Raw genomic sequence first — 17,115 nt, 5'->3', positions numbered from 1 at the left:
GCGATTATTTTTGTTAATTACGATAGCTATAGGCTGGATAGCACTTTTTCATGCAAGCCTAAGCAAATAGGAACGATATGCGCTCTATATACTGCGGAAATTTAAATAAGGACCACGTAGGTCAAGAAGTCGAATTATGTGGTTGGATCAATAAGCGCCGTGACTTAGGTGGATTAATTTTCGTCGACTTAAGAGACCGTGAAGGCTTGGTTCAAGTTGTTTTTGACCCAGAAGTTGAAGGCTTGATGGACGTTGCAAATACGCTGCGTCAAGAGTTTTGTGTGAAAGTGACAGGTAGTGTTCGTGCAAGACCTGACAGCCAAGTTAACAAAGACATGGCAACTGGTGAAGTTGAAATCTTGGGCACTGGCCTTGAGATCATTAACCGTTCTGAGCCTTTGCCGTTGGACTTTAACCAACAAAACTCAGAAGAGCGTCGTCTAAAGTACCGTTATTTAGACCTTCGCCGTTTAGAGATGAGCGATCGTATTAAGCTACGTGCAAAAGCATCAAGCTTCGTGCGTCGTTTCTTAGATAACAATGATTTCTTAGACATCGAGACACCAGTACTGACTAAAGCAACACCTGAAGGTGCGCGTGACTATTTAGTACCAAGCCGTGTACACAAAGGTAGCTTCTACGCATTGCCTCAATCACCACAGCTGTTCAAGCAGTTGCTAATGATGTCTGGATTCGACCGTTACTATCAAATCGTAAAATGCTTCCGTGATGAAGATTTACGTGCTGATAGACAGCCAGAGTTCACTCAAATCGATTTAGAAACGTCATTCATGAGTTCTGATCAAGTGCGTGAAGTAACTGAGCGTATGATCCGTGAAATGTGGCAAGAGCTGCTGAACGTTGATCTTGGTGAGTTCCCAACTATGCCATATGCCGAAGCGATGCGCCGATTTGGTTCAGACAAGCCTGACTTACGTAACCCATTAGAGCTTGTCGACGTTGCTGATATTGTTAAAGATGTAGAGTTCAAAGTACTAGCAGGTCCTGCTAACGATGAAAAAGGTCGTGTTGCAGTATTAACAGTACCAGGTGGTGCTGAGTTATCTCGTAAGCAAATCGACGAGTATACTAAGTTTGTTGGTATTTACGGCGCGAAAGGTCTTGCTTGGATGAAGGTTAATGACCGTGACGCAGGTATGGAAGGTGTGCAATCACCTATCGCTAAATTCCTAAACGAAGATGTGATCAGTGCACTACTAGAGCGTACTAACGCGCAAACAGGTGACATCATTCTATTTGGTGCAGACAAGCGCAACGTGGTAAACGAAGCGATGGGTGCACTGCGTCTGAAAGTCGGTTTAGACAGAGAGATCACTGATCTGAATAAATGGGCGCCACTTTGGGTTGTTGACTTCCCAATGTTTGAAGAAGATGACGAAGGTAACTTGCACGCGGTACACCATCCGTTCACAGCACCTAAGGACATCAGTGCACAAGAGTTAGAAGCAAACCCAGCGGTGGCGATTTCTGATGCGTACGATATGGTGCTTAACGGCTATGAAGTCGGTGGCGGTTCTGTTCGTATCCACAATAATGAAATGCAGCAAGCAGCATTCAGAATCTTAGGTATTGAAGAGCAAGAGCAGCAAGATAAGTTTGGTTTCTTACTTGATGCATTGAAGTATGGTACACCACCACATGCTGGTTTAGCGTTTGGTCTTGACCGTCTAGTAATGCTTCTATGTGGTACAGATAACATTCGTGACGTGATTGCATTCCCTAAAACAACTCAAGCGTCTTGTTTGATGACGAATGCACCAAGTGTTGCAAACCCGGATGCACTGACTGAGCTTGCAATTGCAGTACAAGCACAGCAAGAACAAAGTGAAGAGCAGTAATCACTGACTTACTTCGAAAAGGCGGCTTTTATAGCCGCCTTTTTTGTTTAACAACTGGAAATCCATACAGTATTTTGGCATGATGTTGAAAAAAGCAAAGAGGGCAGTGCCTTGGCAGTTATTTTGGGCATAGACCCTGGTTCGAGATTTACAGGTTATGGTGTTATTGAGCACCAAGGTGCAAAATTTAAATACTTGGGTAGCGGCTGCATTAAAGTTGGAGAGCATGATTTTCCGACTCGATTGAAAATGATCTTTCAAGGCATTAGTCAGTTGATAGAGCAGTTTTCTCCAGACAGCTTTGCGATAGAGCAAGTATTTATGGCACATAACCCAGACTCAGCATTGAAGCTTGGACAAGCTAGAGGTGCCGCCATTGTCGCAGCAACCATGCAAAATGTGGTTGTACATGAATATTCGGCAAGGCAGATCAAACAGGCTGTGGTGGGCACCGGTGGAGCAAATAAGTCTCAGGTGCAAGAAATGGTAAAACGCATTTTAAAATTACCGGGCACCCCACAAGCAGATGCTGCTGATGCATTGGCAATTGCAATTTGTCATGCACACTCTGAACAAAACTTAATTCGCTTAGCAGGTAATGCTAAAAAGACAGTTCGTGGAAGGTTAAGATAATTATGATAGGTAAACTCAGTGGTACTTTATTAGAAAAGCAGCCGCCAGAAATTCTCATTGATGTAAATGGGGTAGGCTATGAAGTACAAATGCCGATGACTTGTTTCTACGAGCTGCCAAGTGCTGGTCAGCCAGCAGCTATTTTCACACACTTTGTTGTCCGTGAAGACGCACAGCTATTATTTGGTTTTAATAACAAAACTGAGCGAGCTTTATTTAGAGAGTTGATTAAAGCAAATGGTGTAGGCCCTAAACTCGCGCTCGCTATTTTGTCAGGTATGTCAGCTGAGCAATTTGTGCAGTGTGTAAATCATGGTGATGCATCCACATTAGTGAAAATCCCAGGTGTGGGCAAAAAAACTGCGGAGCGTCTAGTCTTAGAAATGAAAGACAAGTTAAAAGACTTTGGTCATGATTTGTTTACGCCATTTAGTGATAATGCCGTTATCCCGCCACAGGACGATCCTACTGTGGGTAATTTACCGGCTGATGATGCCATTGCGGCGCTGCTGGCCCTGGGCTATAAGGCTGCTCAGGCACAAAAAGCAGTTAAAGCAGTAAAAGGCGATGGTTTAGATACTGAAACCATTATTAAAGAAGCGCTTAGGTCTATGATGTAATTATGATAGAAGCTGACAGACTAATCGAACCCGAAGTTCAGGGTAACGAAGAACAAATTGATAGAGCGATTCGCCCAAAGCTACTGAGTGACTACACAGGTCAACCTCATGTAAAGCAGCAAATGGAGATTTTCATTGAAGCTGCGCGCACACGTGAAGAGGCGCTGGATCACTTGTTGATTTTTGGCCCGCCAGGATTAGGTAAAACAACCCTTGCGAATATTGTTGCTAATGAGCTAGGCGTGAATATTAAAACAACATCAGGCCCTGTACTCGAAAAAGCGGGTGATTTGGCTGCTATGTTGACTAATCTTGAAGAAGGTGATGTGTTATTCATTGATGAGATCCATCGTCTTAGCCCGCAAGTGGAAGAGATTTTATATCCCGCAATGGAAGACTATCAGTTAGATATCATGATTGGAGAAGGGCCTGCTGCACGTTCTATTAAGTTGGATTTACCGCCATTTACATTGGTCGGTGCGACCACCAGAGCAGGATCGTTGACTTCACCTCTCAGAGATCGTTTTGGTATTGTGCAAAGGCTTGAGTTTTACTCAGTGGATGACTTGTCACAAATTGTCAGCCGCTCTGCACATTTTTTAAATTTAGAAACAACCGAAGAAGGTGCCCGTGAAGTTGCCAAAAGAGCACGCGGTACGCCGAGGATCGCAAACCGTTTGTTACGCCGTGTCCGTGATTTTGCTGATGTAAAAGGAGATGGCAGCGTTGATAAAACCATTGCTAACCAAGCATTAGATATGGTTGATGTCGATAAATGTGGTTTTGATTATATGGACAGAAAGTACTTGCTGGCCATTATAGAGAAGTTTACAGGTGGACCTGTGGGTCTTGATAACCTTGCTGCGGCAATTGGTGAGGAAAAAGAGACGATAGAGGATGTAATAGAGCCTTATCTTATTCAACAAGGCTTTATACAACGTACGCCGAGAGGGCGGATAGTATCCGACAGGGCATACCTACATTTTGACCTTTCTAAAGAATAACGTCGATTAAGCCATCGTATTCACGATGGCTTTTTTAATGGTATTTATCTTAATGTACTAATTCTTCAATCTGAACTTAAACTTCAGGCAAAAAAAAGCCCGCACATATGTGCGGGCGAAAACAACAAGTTGAAGGAAGTAATCCAGGGAACTGATGAGTCTGTTAAGGTTTTATCCAAAAGTTTCTCATCAAAAGCAACAGAGTAAATCAGAACTCTATCACTCGGTAACTGGCTTTGCATTGCGTTAAGCAGTGCGCTCAGTACAGGGTGTATATTAGAGATCTTATGGATTATTATCAAACTAGAAAAATTATATCTTTCAAATAAAAATAACTAATCCGAATGTTATTTACCATTTTTTACATTAGTAAATTGTGACGATATGGGAATCTGTATCTGGTTGATTTAATTCGACTTGTACTATTTATACTCAAAATGTGAATATTAGATAATTTGTTGTTAATTGGTATTACCAATGGTGTTTTGAGCATTTATTCGTGCAAAGTGAATAAATCCCTTACTTTATGCAGTCTGAGTAAATAATTACGCTCGCTCTGATGGTTAGGAATAAAAATGTTAATTAACCGGTGAAAACGGAAAATAAAATGATTTAAATACTGAAACAAACATATGGGGTTATAAAAGTCTTGCTAACTTAGACATTGTGTTATTTATCGACATTTAAGCTAATTTTATAGCTTTGTCGTTGTAAGGCCTTATTTGTGTGGTTAAACTACCTGAACCTTTTGTCGTGCTTGAAGTCTATCTGTTTAAAGGCGCCATGCCGGGTACACAATATTATTAGGAGTGTTAAAACGTGGAATCGGGTTTAAATTTCATCGATCTAATTTTAGAAGCCAGTGTGTTGGTTCAACTTGTTATGTTGACACTCGTTGGTATGTCCATCGCGTCATGGGCGATTATATTCCAGCGCCGTTCGGTGATAGCAGAAGCGCAAAGCGAAGCTCGAAAGTTTGAACAACAGTTTTGGTCAGGTATGGACTTAGGCAAATTATACAATGAAATCACTGCTCGCTCAGGGAGTTCTAAAGGGTTAGAAGCACTGTTCGTTGCAGGATTCAAAGAATTTGCAAGACATAAAAAGAATAATACAGGCTCGGCGAACATGATTTTAGATGGCACGCATCGTTCTATGCGTGTTGCTTTATCCCGTGAAGTAGAAAAACTAGAAACTAGTTTGTCATTTCTAGCTACTGTTGGCTCCATTAGTCCTTACATCGGTCTATTCGGTACGGTTTGGGGTATTATGACTGCATTTATCGCTTTGGGTAATGTTCAGCAAGCAACGCTACAAATGGTCGCGCCAGGTATTGCTGAGGCACTGATTGCAACAGCGATGGGTTTATTTGCAGCGATACCTGCGGTAATGGCATATAACCGATTCGCAAAACACGTTGAAAAGCTTGAAGTAAACTACGCCAACTTTATGGAAGAGTTTGCAAATATCTTGCATCGTCAAGCTGCCACATTAGTGGAGACAAAAGCCAATGTATCAGCCTAAAAAAAGAAGACCGGTTGCAGAGATCAATGTTGTTCCCTACATTGATGTCATGCTTGTGTTGCTGATCATTTTTATGGCGACAGCACCACTTATTACCCATGGTGTAAAAGTGGATTTACCGCAAATGCAAGAGTCTGATTTAGTTGAGACTAAAGATGCACCGCCGATTATTGCCAGTATCGATGCAGAAGGCCGTTATTATGTGTCTGTCGGTACCGACCCTGAAGCGCCAATGGATGCAGTTGAAGTTGCGGCGGTAATTAAATTAAAGTTGCAACAAAATCCGGATACACCAGTGATGATTAAAGGTTCTGGCCGAGTTTCATATCAAGAAGTTTTATTACTTATGGACTTTTTGAAAAATGCCGGTGTGCCTTCTGTTGGCCTGATGACTAAATCGTTTGAGGATATTTAATGGATGCGTTAACAAGCGGAATTATCAAGTCGTTTCTGCTTCACATCGCGTTAGCGGGTATGTTGTTTGCTTCAGCTAATTTGCAAATGTCTAAGCCCACGGTAATGCAGGTGCAATTAAATCCAGTTATGCAAGAAGAGCAGGAAAAAGCGGTTTCAGCGATTTCTGTGGACCAGCGTGCAGTCGAGCGCAAAATTGCAGAGCTCAAGCAAGCTGAAGATGCTCAAAAGCGTGCAGAAGAAAAACGTATCCGTGATTTAGAGCGTCGCGCGGTGCAAGCACGCAAAGATCGTGAAGCGGAAGCAAGGCGCATTAAAAAGCTTGAACAGCAACGTCAAGCTAAGCTGGCTGAAAAACGCAAAGCTGAAGCGCAAGCGAAAAAAGCCCGTGAGGTCGAGCAAAAGCAGCGCGCTGATGCAGAAAAGGCCAGAAAAGAAAGGCTACAAGCTGAGCAAGCTGCAAAAGCGGCAGCCGAGAAACGTAAATCTGAAGAGGATCGTTTAAGACAAGCTGAAGCCCAACGTAAGCGTCAAGAAGAAGAGGCGAAGCGCAAAGCAGAAGCCGCTGAGCAAGCACGTCAAAAAGCATTGCAAGAGCAGCTTTTGCAAGAGCAGTTAGCACAAGAGCAGGCTGCACGTGCGAAAGTGAGGCAGCAACAAGTACTTGGCGAAGTGGACAAATATAAAGCCCTGATCATGCAGCGTATTCAGTCTAACCTATTAATAGACGAAAAAATGAAGGGTAAGCAGTGTCGTTTGAACATTCGTTTAGGCTTCAATGGCTTGGTTACACAAGCTAATTCGTTAGGTGGAGATAAGTTAGTGTGTGAAGCGGCACTTCGTGCGGTTCGTATGGCAGATACACTGCCTGTTTCAAAAGACAAAGATGTGTTTGAACAACTTAAGAATATTAATTTAACGATTAAACCCAATCTTTAAAGGAAAACCATGTTAAAGCATTTAAAAAACATAGTTCTGGTTTTTGCTTTCGGTATGACAACACTTGCCCATGCGGCGTTGGAAATTGTCATCACTGAAGGCGTTGACAGTGCACGCCCGTTAGGGGTGGTGCCATTTAAATACATAGGTAACGGTGAAGCCCCTTCAGAGATTAGTTCGGTTGTTGCAGCAGATTTGATGCGCAGTGGTAAGTTTAAAGCGGTGTCTGAAGAGCAGATGCCGCAACTGCCAACCACAGATGAAGAAGTCGACTATGACGCCTGGGTCAACTTGGGTGTTGAAGCGATTATTGTGGGTACTATTACTCAACAGCCAGCGAATCGCTATTTAGTAAAATATGAATTGATTGATGTTTTACGTGCGCAGATCACAGGCGGCGAAACGCGTATGATGAGTAACGGCAAATTAATGAAAAGCCAAGATCATATCTTGGAAAGCCGTCAGAGTGTGATTGACAGTGATTCATTTAGATACTACTCACATCAGATAAGTGACGTGGTATATGAGGCCCTTACTGGCGAGCGCGGCGCATTTAGAACTAAAATTGCGTATGTGATTGTGCGAGAAGAGCAAGATAAGCCTTATCAGCTTGTGGTTGCTGATTATGACGGCTTTAATGAGCAAGTATTACTGCGCTCAAAAGAGCCACTGATGTCACCTGCATGGTCACCTGATGGCAATAAATTAGCGTATGTTACCTTTGAAAACCGCCAATCTCAGGTCTATGTTCAAGATATATACACTGGTAAACGTGAAAAGTTAACCAGCTACCCTGGCATCAATGGTGCACCACAGTTCTCGCCAGATGGGTCACAAATGCTGGTTGTATTATCTAAAGACAAAGGCGGTGCGACAGAGGTGTACTTGATTGACTTAGAAACACGCGTCGAAAAGCGCTTAACTAAGCACAGAAGTATAGATACTGAGCCAAGTTGGCACCCAAATGGCCGTGAAATTGTGTATACGTCTGAAAGGGGTGGTAATGCCCAGATTTATAAGTTAAATTTAGATACTGGTAGATCTAGACGTGTCACTTTCGATGGCGATATGAACTTAGCAGGTTCAATAACGCCAGATGGTAAGCAATTAGTAATGGTAAATCGCACTTTAGGTCAGTACCATATAGCAAAGAAAGAATTTGATTCAGGGCTGTTTCAGGTGTTAACTCGTACGAGACTCGATGAATCACCGAGTATTGCGCCGAACGGCTCTATGATTATTTACAGTACCCTGCATAATAATAAGCAGGTTTTGGCCCTGGTGTCGATGGACGGTCGCTTTAAAGCGAGATTGCCAGTACTTGACGGGCAAGTGAAGGCACCGGCCTGGTCGCCGTTTTTACAGTAATATTTACTGGTTAGACTTATAAAGATATAGGAATATACTCGATGCAACTTAACAAAACTTTAAAGGCTTTATTGGTAGCGTTGCCTGTAATGACTTTAGCTGCATGTAGCTCATCATCTGGTAATGTTGATGGTGGTGATAGCCAGCAGACAAATGCTTCTTCAAACAGCAATGACAAGGTAGATGTAAATACTATCGATCGTCAAAAGACTGCTGAAGAGAAACTTCAAGAGAAGTATGAAGCTTTGCGTCAAGAGCAAATCGTATACTTCGATTTTGACCGCTCTACAGTACGTAGCGAATATGTTGAGTTACTACAAGCACACGCAGACTTCCTAGTGAAAAACCCAAGTGTAAAAGTACTTGTTGAAGGTCACGCGGATGAGCGTGGTACACCTGAGTACAACATCGCACTAGGTGAAAGCCGTGGTAAGTCAGTTGCTAAATACCTTGAGAGCCTAGGTGTTTCTGAAAGCCAAATCTCTGTAGTGAGTTATGGTGAAGAAAAGCCAATGGTTAAGTCGCGCACAGAAGAAGCTTTTGCTAAGAACCGTCGCGCGGTATTGGTATACTAATTTAGACAAGAGATGTTATGAAGCCGAAAACTATTTTGGCAGCCATCATCTTTCTTAGCGGGAGCTCCCAGGTTTTGGCAGCTCCCGCTACTGTTTATGATGCTGCAAATAATCAAAAGTCGCTTGAACAGCGCGTTGCCGAACTTGAAAAAATGATGACAAATCGAAATCGAGTGCAGGCAGACCTACAATTACAGTTGCAGCAATTGCAAGACGAAGTCAGCCAAGTTCGTGGATTTACCGACGAGCAAAGCTATAAACTGGAAAAAGTATTGCAGCGCCAACGTGAGCTTTATCAAGAAATTGAAAACCGCGTTAGCCAAGTTTATGAGCAAACCAAATCTGACATTGCTGCGACGGCTATTCCTACTGTCGGTGAACAAGCGGTGAGCTCTAACCTCTCTGAGAATGAAGCTTATGATCGCGCGGTTGCCCTGATCATGAAGGATAAGCGCTATGATGCGGCAATTCCTGAGTTTCAAAGCTTTTTGCAACAATTCCCAGAGTCAGTATATATTCCGAATGCGCATTATTGGTTAGGCCAGCTACAATCTATAAAAAGCAAGCCTGCCGAAGCGATTAAGCACTTTACCATTGTTGTTGAGCAGTTCCCTGACTCAAACAAGCGTCCTGATGCGATGTTGAAGCTTGGCACATTGGCTGCAAATGCTGGAGACAAGGCAAAAGCGACACAATTGTTTAATGCGTTGATAAAAGAATACCCAAGCACCACTGCTGCAAAATTGGCAACAGAGCGTTTATCTAAGCTGTAATAAGCTGCTTTGTGAACACTGTGGTGTAAAAATAGGCGCTTAGGCATAAAATTTAAAAAAAACAGCGTAATTCAGTTGCACTAGAATTTTAAATAAGTATTATAAGCGCCCGCAGCAGGCGATACGTTATAAACATCTTGCTGTAATGAGTGGGTCATTAGCTCAGTTGGTAGAGCAGTGGACTTTTAATCCATTGGTCGATGGTTCGAGTCCATCATGACCCACCACTTTTGCTTAATTTTGATATGAGCGGGTCATTAGCTCAGTTGGTAGAGCAGTGGACTTTTAATCCATTGGTCGATGGTTCGAGTCCATCATGACCCACCATTAAGCTTAAAATATCCCGAGCGGGTCATTAGCTCAGTTGGTAGAGCAGTGGACTTTTAATCCATTGGTCGATGGTTCGAGTCCATCATGACCCACCATTTTAAGTGTTATTCATATCCCCGAGCGGGTCATTAGCTCAGTTGGTAGAGCAGTGGACTTTTAATCCATTGGTCGATGGTTCGAGTCCATCATGACCCACCATTTAAGCACATCCATATCCAGAGCGGGTCATTAGCTCAGTTGGTAGAGCAGTGGACTTTTAATCCATTGGTCGATGGTTCGAGTCCATCATGACCCACCATTAGCTTAACCCTGGATATCAGAGCGGGTCATTAGCTCAGTTGGTAGAGCAGTGGACTTTTAATCCATTGGTCGATGGTTCGAGTCCATCATGACCCACCATTAAGCTTAAAATTTCCCGAGCGGGTCATTAGCTCAGTTGGTAGAGCAGTGGACTTTTAATCCATTGGTCGATGGTTCGAGTCCATCATGACCCACCATTTAAGCTTAAACAATTTCCCGAGCGGGTCATTAGCTCAGTTGGTAGAGCAGTGGACTTTTAATCCATTGGTCGATGGTTCGAGTCCATCATGACCCACCATTATTAAGCTAAAAAAATTTCTTGAGCGGGTCATTAGCTCAGTTGGTAGAGCAGTGGACTTTTAATCCATTGGTCGATGGTTCGAGTCCATCATGACCCACCATTCAAGTCTAAAACTTCCCGAGCGGGTCATTAGCTCAGTTGGTAGAGCAGTGGACTTTTAATCCATTGGTCGATGGTTCGAGTCCATCATGACCCACCATTCAAGATTTAAAATCTCCTCGAGCGGGTCATTAGCTCAGTTGGTAGAGCAGTGGACTTTTAATCCATTGGTCGATGGTTCGAGTCCATCATGACCCACCATTATCTTTTCGATTCATTTATTCTTAAATATTCTTTGTGAATATCGTCTATTACTAGGATTATCTCCGTATTTTTCGTATAATTCGCGGCAATTATGCAATGTGGACTATGTGGTCGAGAGAATGAGTCTAGCAGAACAAATCATGCCTGAGGATTATATATTTCCTCCAAAGCCAGCACCGTTAAATGACGAAGAGAAAGAGCAGTATAAAGCTCGTATCAAGTCATTGTTAAAAGAGAAAAACGCGGTATTGGTTGCCCATTATTACACAGATCCTGTGATCCAAGCGCTTGCAGAGGAAACAGGGGGTTGTGTTGCAGATTCATTAGAAATGGCACGTTTTGGTGCTAAGCAAGAAGATGCAGATATTATTATCGTCGCCGGTGTTCGTTTCATGGGTGAAACAGCGAAAATCTTAACGCCGGAGAAAACCGTTGTGATGCCAACATTGGCAGCAACTTGCTCATTAGATGTGGGTTGTCCAATAGACGAGTTTTCTAAGTTTTGTGATCAGCACCCTGAAAGAAAGGTTGTTGTATATGCAAACACGTCTACCGCGGTAAAGGCGCGCGCAGATTGGATTGTCACATCTTCATGTGCTCTTGAAATCGTGGAGCATTTGGATTCTGAAGGGGAAACCATTATTTGGGGCCCTGATAAGCACTTAGGCTCTTACATTCAGAAGAAAACTGGCGCTGATATGATCATGTGGAACGGTGCTTGTATCGTCCATGATGAATTCAAGACGCAAGCGCTGAAAGACATGAAAGCGCTTCACCCAGATGCGGCAGTGCTTGTTCACCCTGAGTCGCCAGCTGAAATTGTTGACTTAGCTGATGCAGTGGGCTCAACTAGCCAACTTATTAAAGCTGCGCAGGATATGGATAACAAAAAGTTTATCGTGGCGACCGATCGCGGTATCTTTTACAAGATGCAGCAGCTTTGCCCTGAGAAAGAGTTCTTCGAAGCGCCAACAGCAGGTGAAGGTGCAACATGTCGTAGTTGTGCACATTGCCCGTGGATGGCAATGAATGGCTTACAGGCGATTGAAGAAGCACTTATCAACCCTGAAGGCAAAGAAGTATTTGTTGATATGGAGCTACGTGAAGGTGCATTACGCTCACTTAATCGTATGCTTGATTTCTCAGCGAGTTTAAAGCGTTAATAACAAGTTTGTTTGTAATCTGTGCAGTTAACACAGATTACAAAAAAAATACTTGCTAAAAGGCGGGGGTTTTCATAGTATTACGCCCGCTTTCAGTGCGGAGAGGTGGCTGAGTGGCTGAAGGCGCACGACTGGAACTCGTGTATAGGTTAACCCCTATCGAGGGTTCGAATCCCTCCCTCTCCGCCATTTCTTTACCTAAAAAGTAAAAATTAATTCCCCTTTCTTATATTTTTTCATAATTGTAACCTAGTCAATCAACTCCTTTTGAACACTTAGTATCTTTCTGTGGTTTTGATTTTTATACAATTTTCTAAGTTAGAAAATCTTTTTGATACCTACTGTATAGATTCATTGTAAAAATAGACTTTAAAAGCATGCGTTGTTTGTTTTTTGATTTTATGCAACTGTACCTCTAGGTTAAAAAACTGACCTTTTGTCTACAATGTTTACTATTAAATTCATTGTTAGGGTAGAATATTAGACGTTCTCATATAGTTTTGAGCCAAGGCAGGTAGAATACATGCGCAGTGAAGAATGCTTTTCTGATACATACTTAGCGCCAATCAAGCACATTGCATCGGGTGGGATGGGAGATGTGTTTCTTGCCAATGACACTCGCCTAAATAGACAAGTTGCAGTTAAAAGAATTAAGTTAAGCAATCAATCAGACGACCTCAAAATGAGAGAGCGAGCGCTTTACGAAGCGCGTTTAATGGCCAAAGCTAATCACCCAAATGTTGTTCAATTGTACGATATTCTTGAAGTTGGCTCAGAACTATTACTGGTACTGGAATACGTACCTGGTCAAACATTAGCTAAGTACATGAAGCAAAAGCTACTAACCGTAGCTGATAAGTTCGCGTTGTTGGAAAAGGTAGCCAATGGTCTTTGCTATATTCACCAGCAAGGGCTTATTCACTGTGATATTAAAGCGAGCAATATCCTTATTTCCAACACCTCAGAGGTAAAACTGTCTGACTTTGGCATTGCAAACTCGATACAGAGCAACAAATCAGATCAGCCCTTAGGTGCGAGTTTCGGCAGTATAAGTACGATGTCACCAGAGCAACTTGAAGGAAGGCCCGTTGAACAGTCGACGGACGTATTTTCTTTTGGCGTGCTTTGCTTTGAGTTTCTCTTTGGCTGCCACCCTTTTGGTACAACGAAAGGCTCTGAACTGGCTGAGTGCATCAAACACACCGCGTTTATTGAACCTAGCAGTTTAACGCCTGATACCCCCGTTGAATTTACTCAATTACTACGCAATATGTTGTCTAAATCGCCTGAGTCACGTCCATCAGCGAGAGAAGTGTGCTCGGTGCTTGGCAGAACGTTGGCGTTACTCGAAGTAACCGATGCGGACGATACGGCGATATTGTCAACTACACAAGAACCGGGGCATGAGCTCAAGATGCCAATACGAGTAAAATATGTTTATAGTGGTTTTGTGTTGAGTGTGTTGTGCTTAATTGTGTATTTAGGGTGGTCTTTTTTAAAGCCAAAAAGCGAGCTTCATTATGCCTTGGTGCTTGAGCCGCAAATAACAGTTAGCGACCATAGTGAGAGAGTTGGCGCTAATTTGTTGCACGCTACAATTGATAGCGCAATTCGACAAGTCATTATAACTGCGACTAATGCGGAGTTGATTAATCATAAAGAGTATAGTGATATCAAGGATGTAGGTGATTTGGCAAAGGCAACCGGCGCGACAGCGGTATTTCTTCCTGAAGTTAAGTGCGAACATACTCAGTGCAATGTTCGCCTTTCCTTACTCAGTGGAGATAGCCAATTAGTTTTGGGAGAACTGAATACGCAAACGAGCAAAGATAATTACTTTGTTATTCACTCAATCTATGAACGGTTTGCAACTAAATTACTTGGCCAGCCTCAGCAGGATGAAAGGCAAAGCGTTATCTCTACAGAGACGGCCTTCTTTGAGGAATACCTCACTGTTTATCATGAAGTTAATATCAAAGGAGATCTTTCTCATTCCAACTTGTCTCGTGCGCTTGATTTGATTGAGCAGGACCCTAACTATTTACCACTGTATAGCCTTGTAAGAGATTTATTGCTGGAGCGCTATCATATTGATAGAGAGCAGCAGTACATTGATAGGTTAGCAGTGCTACTCGACACAGCACCAAAGCGCTACAAATCATCTAAGCCTTATCTGGTTGACAGGATTGTGCTGGCAATTGAAAGTCAGCAGCAAGAACTCGCGGACGATTTATTTCGCCGTTTGTCTGTCTATGGTGAGACAGCATCGAGTTATCAGCTAAAAGGTTATTATTTCTATAGACGACATCAAATAGATAAAGCAATAGAGATGTATTTGAAGTCTGTGTTACTCAAACCTGATTTAAACAATAAATATAATTTGGCCGTCATGTATCTTAATAATGGTCAAGTTATTGAATCTAAATCATTGTTACATGAAGTTGTTCAGACATTCCCTGATTTTACGAGGGCACATCGGCTTATTGCAAATATTAATATGTTTGATGGACACTGGCAGGCTGCCGCCGCAGGTTACCTAGCAGTTTTAGAAAATAGTAAAAGCTCTGAGGATTATAATAACCTTTCTCTCGCTTATTTGTACTCTGGGGAAATTGAAATGGCATTGTCTGCTGCAAAGCAAGCGACGGAGCTAAGTCCTGAAAACCTTGCGATGAGACTTAACTATGCAGATTTGTTATTACTGGGTGAGCAAAACGAGTTAGCTGTAGAGCAATACAACCAGATAATCAATGGTGTGCGCGAAGATATGTCTATCAATGAATTAATTGCTGCAGGCCAGGCAATGGCTCATCTAGAGCGCTACAGCGATGCTCTACAGTATTTATATAAAGTAATAAAGCTCACCTCAGACAAAATAGAATACGCGTATGGAGCAACGGTGATTTTTACACTCACAGGTGATCATCACTCTGCGCTACTCCACTATCATGAGACGATAAAAGGTGGATATTCATCTAATTGGTTTAACTTGCCTTGGTTTACGCCACTATGCAAGTACCCGCAATTTAAATCATCACATGAGGATTTGTGCCTATTTGGGCGGAATAGGGCGACCAATGATGAGTATCGGGTCAATGATTAAGTTTGCAGTGTCTGTTGGCAAATTAGGGTTAAGTTGAGTGCTTGATACCCTGTCAGCTAATACGATATCGAATTTTAGCTCTGTTTTGATATCTAATGTGAGGTCTTTTGGTACTATCACGGCTAGCTTAAGTACACTTTTGCTGAATCCACTTGTGCTGTTGTTGAGAATACTTGTACTGAAACTTTCTACATGATCTAGCTGTTTAATATTGGCTGCACTAATGATGTAATTTTTTGCTGTATCATCAACTAATTTATACAAAAAGTTCACTGCAATGCCATATTGGTACTGATCTTCATTTAGTTTTACTTCAAACGGGTTATTGGCGTAGTTGATTGCTTCATTTTGTGGTGTTGAAGGGTCGAATGTGATCACTGCTTGGTCTGCACTTTTCTGCGGATTGAATTGCGCGCTGAAGTCAAAAATAGAACCCGAATACTGGGCTTCATCACTATTTTTCAGCTCTAGGTTGAGCTCGTTTATCACATCGTTCATTTGTAATGTCCTTTATATTTATTTAAGTCGAGCCATATGCAAGTATTTACTTGCCCTTTGGGTAAATATGAGAATAGAAGAATACTTTATTACATGCTATTACACGGGCCCGCTTGCTTTAGCGTTCATATAGACCATGTATTCGAATGGGCCACTAGATGACCTTGTCTTGAGCGGGGAAAGTAGTACTGGGGGGATTATTTTGATGAGTAATTTAGAGTAATTTGCTTGGTGACATTGCTGTTCCTCACTTTCTGACCAATACTTAATTGTGGTGGGTCTAGTACGAGTACACCTTCACGCAAGAAAATCATGAAGGTATATAACTGAACAGATAGAACAGGCAAGCGATGCAAGAAGAACTATTAAATTCGGTTATAAAAATAACGAAAACACGTGATATCGATTCATTGGAATATAGTTTGTTGTCGACAATACAGGAGTTTATAAATTGTCAGCGTATTTCAGTGTTCAAAACTATTCAAGGGCATGGGCCATGTACTGTGGAGCGCAGTCTTGCGCTAATGGTGCATGATGTCGGAGAGTATGAATGGTTAGATAGGGTGATTTTAGACAACCCTCACGCAGAGCTGAGTTCTTGTTTGCAGTCAGCATGTAGTATCACTATGCAAGACGCGGCGGGCGCAGAAAGGCGTTGGCTACCTATCGTGATCCATGATAAACCTGTTGGCGCAATAGAAGTGCAATGTCAGGGTTTGGATAGTGCACAGCAAGTAATGCTGAATGCTTTTATTCGTATCTATGAAAACTATCTGACGATATTGCGTGAGAATGAGCGTGACAAGCTGACAGGGCTACTGAATCGTCAAACGTTCGATAAAAAGCTAAAGCAGCTTCTTGAAAAGCAAATGTTAGAGCAAAACCGTGCCATTCGAGATGGGTCTGACTTGCGGACTTTACATCAAGGTGCAACGTCTTGGCTTGCTATGTTGGATATTGATCACTTCAAAAGTGTTAACGATACCTACGGCCATGTTTGTGGCGACGAGGTATTGTTGATATTGGCGCAGCGGATGCAGGATTTCTTTCGAAGCACAGATTTGTTGTTTCGATTTGGCGGCGAAGAGTTTGTCATTGTATTTGAACCCGCAGATTATGAATCGATTAAGCAACGTATGAACTCGTTTTTAGAGCTTGTGAGACAAACATCTTTTCCTTTTATCAAAAAGTTAACTGTGAGTGTTGGTCTTGCGCGCATTAGCCCTTATGACTTTCCCATTAATGTGTTAGAAAACGCGGATAAAGCACTTTATTTTGCCAAAGAGCATGGGCGAGATCAGGTCGGATTTTATGAGGACCTTATTTCTCGCAAGCAAATAAAGGATCACATAGAAAGCAGTGATATAGACTTGTTTTAGTAATTGGTTAACTACTGAGGAGTACTGAA

General features: G+C 42.3%; 14 protein-coding genes and 12 tRNA genes. 25 read left to right on the top strand and 1 reads right to left on the bottom strand.

Translation table 11 applies throughout. The features are described from left to right. The first annotated feature begins 77 nt into the window (after positions 1 to 77). The 24 genes from aspS to QNM16_RS22565 all read left to right on the top strand — a co-directional run bounded on the left by aspS (position 78) and on the right by QNM16_RS22565 (position 15,209). Positions 78 to 1,859: an aspartate--tRNA ligase gene (gene aspS, locus QNM16_RS22680; RefSeq protein ID WP_284022525.1), complete on the top strand. Its 1,782-nt coding sequence runs from the start codon at positions 78 to 80 to the stop codon at positions 1,857 to 1,859. Positions 1,860 to 1,970: 111 nt separating this feature from the next. Beyond that, entirely contained in the window at positions 1,971 to 2,492 is a 522-nt protein-coding gene (gene ruvC / locus QNM16_RS22675) for a crossover junction endodeoxyribonuclease RuvC (RefSeq protein WP_284022524.1), read from the top strand. Positions 2,493 to 2,494: 2 nt separating this feature from the next. After that, positions 2,495 to 3,112, top strand: a complete 618-nt coding sequence (ruvA, locus tag QNM16_RS22670) for a Holliday junction branch migration protein RuvA (protein WP_284022523.1) — start codon at positions 2,495 to 2,497, stop codon at positions 3,110 to 3,112. Positions 3,113 to 3,114: 2 nt separating this feature from the next. Then, positions 3,115 to 4,116: a Holliday junction branch migration DNA helicase RuvB gene (gene ruvB, locus QNM16_RS22665; RefSeq protein WP_046356427.1), complete on the top strand. Its 1,002-nt coding sequence runs from the start codon at positions 3,115 to 3,117 to the stop codon at positions 4,114 to 4,116. An 819-nt stretch (positions 4,117 to 4,935) separates the two neighbouring features. Continuing rightward, positions 4,936 to 5,640 carry a protein TolQ gene (tolQ, locus tag QNM16_RS22660; protein WP_039607801.1) on the top strand — a complete coding sequence of 235 codons (705 nt, stop codon included), beginning with the start codon at positions 4,936 to 4,938 and terminating at the stop codon, positions 5,638 to 5,640. Beyond that, a complete protein-coding gene (tolR, locus tag QNM16_RS22655) occupies positions 5,627 to 6,055 on the top strand; it encodes a protein TolR (protein WP_284022522.1) in 429 nt (142 codons plus the stop codon). Before tolQ ends, tolR begins: the two co-directional genes overlap by 14 nt. Next, positions 6,055 to 6,993: a cell envelope integrity protein TolA gene (gene tolA, locus QNM16_RS22650; protein WP_237139407.1), complete on the top strand. Its 939-nt coding sequence runs from the start codon at positions 6,055 to 6,057 to the stop codon at positions 6,991 to 6,993. Before tolR ends, tolA begins: the two co-directional genes overlap by 1 nt. 9 nt (positions 6,994 to 7,002) lie before the next feature. Then, positions 7,003 to 8,361 (top strand): Tol-Pal system beta propeller repeat protein TolB, encoded by a 1,359-nt coding sequence (gene tolB / locus QNM16_RS22645; protein ID WP_417710509.1) that lies wholly within the window; start codon positions 7,003 to 7,005, stop codon positions 8,359 to 8,361. Positions 8,362 to 8,402: 41 nt separating this feature from the next. After that, positions 8,403 to 8,936 (top strand): peptidoglycan-associated lipoprotein Pal, encoded by a 534-nt coding sequence (pal, locus tag QNM16_RS22640; RefSeq protein WP_284022521.1) that lies wholly within the window; start codon positions 8,403 to 8,405, stop codon positions 8,934 to 8,936. 17 nt (positions 8,937 to 8,953) lie between these two features. Next, positions 8,954 to 9,709 carry a tol-pal system protein YbgF gene (gene ybgF, locus QNM16_RS22635; RefSeq protein WP_046356432.1) on the top strand — a complete coding sequence of 252 codons (756 nt, stop codon included), beginning with the start codon at positions 8,954 to 8,956 and terminating at the stop codon, positions 9,707 to 9,709. Positions 9,710 to 9,860: 151 nt separating this feature from the next. Further along, positions 9,861 to 9,936: transfer RNA gene (locus QNM16_RS22630), tRNA-Lys, on the top strand. A gap of 24 nt (positions 9,937 to 9,960) precedes the next feature. Beyond that, positions 9,961 to 10,036 (top strand) — tRNA-Lys (locus QNM16_RS22625). 22 nt (positions 10,037 to 10,058) lie between these two features. Continuing rightward, positions 10,059 to 10,134: transfer RNA gene (locus tag QNM16_RS22620), tRNA-Lys, on the top strand. A gap of 27 nt (positions 10,135 to 10,161) precedes the next feature. After that, positions 10,162 to 10,237 (top strand) — tRNA-Lys (locus QNM16_RS22615). Between the two features lie 24 nt (positions 10,238 to 10,261). Beyond that, positions 10,262 to 10,337, top strand: a tRNA-Lys gene (locus tag QNM16_RS22610). Positions 10,338 to 10,362: 25 nt separating this feature from the next. Next, positions 10,363 to 10,438: transfer RNA gene (locus tag QNM16_RS22605), tRNA-Lys, on the top strand. Positions 10,439 to 10,460: 22 nt separating this feature from the next. Continuing rightward, a tRNA-Lys gene (locus tag QNM16_RS22600) sits at positions 10,461 to 10,536 on the top strand. A gap of 25 nt (positions 10,537 to 10,561) precedes the next feature. Beyond that, positions 10,562 to 10,637 (top strand) — tRNA-Lys (locus tag QNM16_RS22595). A 27-nt stretch (positions 10,638 to 10,664) separates the two neighbouring features. After that, positions 10,665 to 10,740 (top strand) — tRNA-Lys (locus QNM16_RS22590). Positions 10,741 to 10,763: 23 nt separating this feature from the next. Then, positions 10,764 to 10,839: transfer RNA gene (locus QNM16_RS22585), tRNA-Lys, on the top strand. Positions 10,840 to 10,864: 25 nt separating this feature from the next. Next, positions 10,865 to 10,940, top strand: a tRNA-Lys gene (locus QNM16_RS22580). 122 nt (positions 10,941 to 11,062) lie between these two features. After that, positions 11,063 to 12,106: a quinolinate synthase NadA gene (gene nadA / locus QNM16_RS22575; RefSeq protein ID WP_046356080.1), complete on the top strand. Its 1,044-nt coding sequence runs from the start codon at positions 11,063 to 11,065 to the stop codon at positions 12,104 to 12,106. A 99-nt stretch (positions 12,107 to 12,205) separates the two neighbouring features. After that, a tRNA-Ser gene (locus QNM16_RS22570) sits at positions 12,206 to 12,295 on the top strand. 334 nt (positions 12,296 to 12,629) lie between these two features. Continuing rightward, on the top strand, positions 12,630 to 15,209 hold the full coding sequence (locus QNM16_RS22565) for a protein kinase domain-containing protein (RefSeq protein ID WP_284022520.1): 2,580 nt from the start codon (positions 12,630 to 12,632) through the stop codon (positions 15,207 to 15,209). Here QNM16_RS22565 and QNM16_RS22560 read toward each other — a convergent pair. Next, on the bottom strand, positions 15,159 to 15,707 hold the full coding sequence (locus tag QNM16_RS22560; protein WP_284022519.1) for a hypothetical protein: 549 nt from the start codon (positions 15,705 to 15,707) through the stop codon (positions 15,159 to 15,161). The genes QNM16_RS22565 and QNM16_RS22560 overlap by 51 nt on opposite strands. Before the next feature lie 350 nt (positions 15,708 to 16,057). Between QNM16_RS22560 and QNM16_RS22555 the strand changes: the two genes are divergently transcribed. Beyond that, on the top strand, positions 16,058 to 17,086 hold the full coding sequence (locus QNM16_RS22555; RefSeq protein WP_237139572.1) for a GGDEF domain-containing protein: 1,029 nt from the start codon (positions 16,058 to 16,060) through the stop codon (positions 17,084 to 17,086). Positions 17,087 to 17,115 lie beyond the last annotated feature (29 nt).

Origin of the sequence: Pseudoalteromonas umbrosa, from assembly GCF_030125375.1 — a bacterium.
Taxonomy (GTDB): Bacteria; Pseudomonadota; Gammaproteobacteria; order Enterobacterales; family Alteromonadaceae; genus Pseudoalteromonas; species Pseudoalteromonas umbrosa.
Note: the sequence above shows the minus strand (reverse complement) of the source record. Positions and strands in the feature narration are given on the sequence as shown.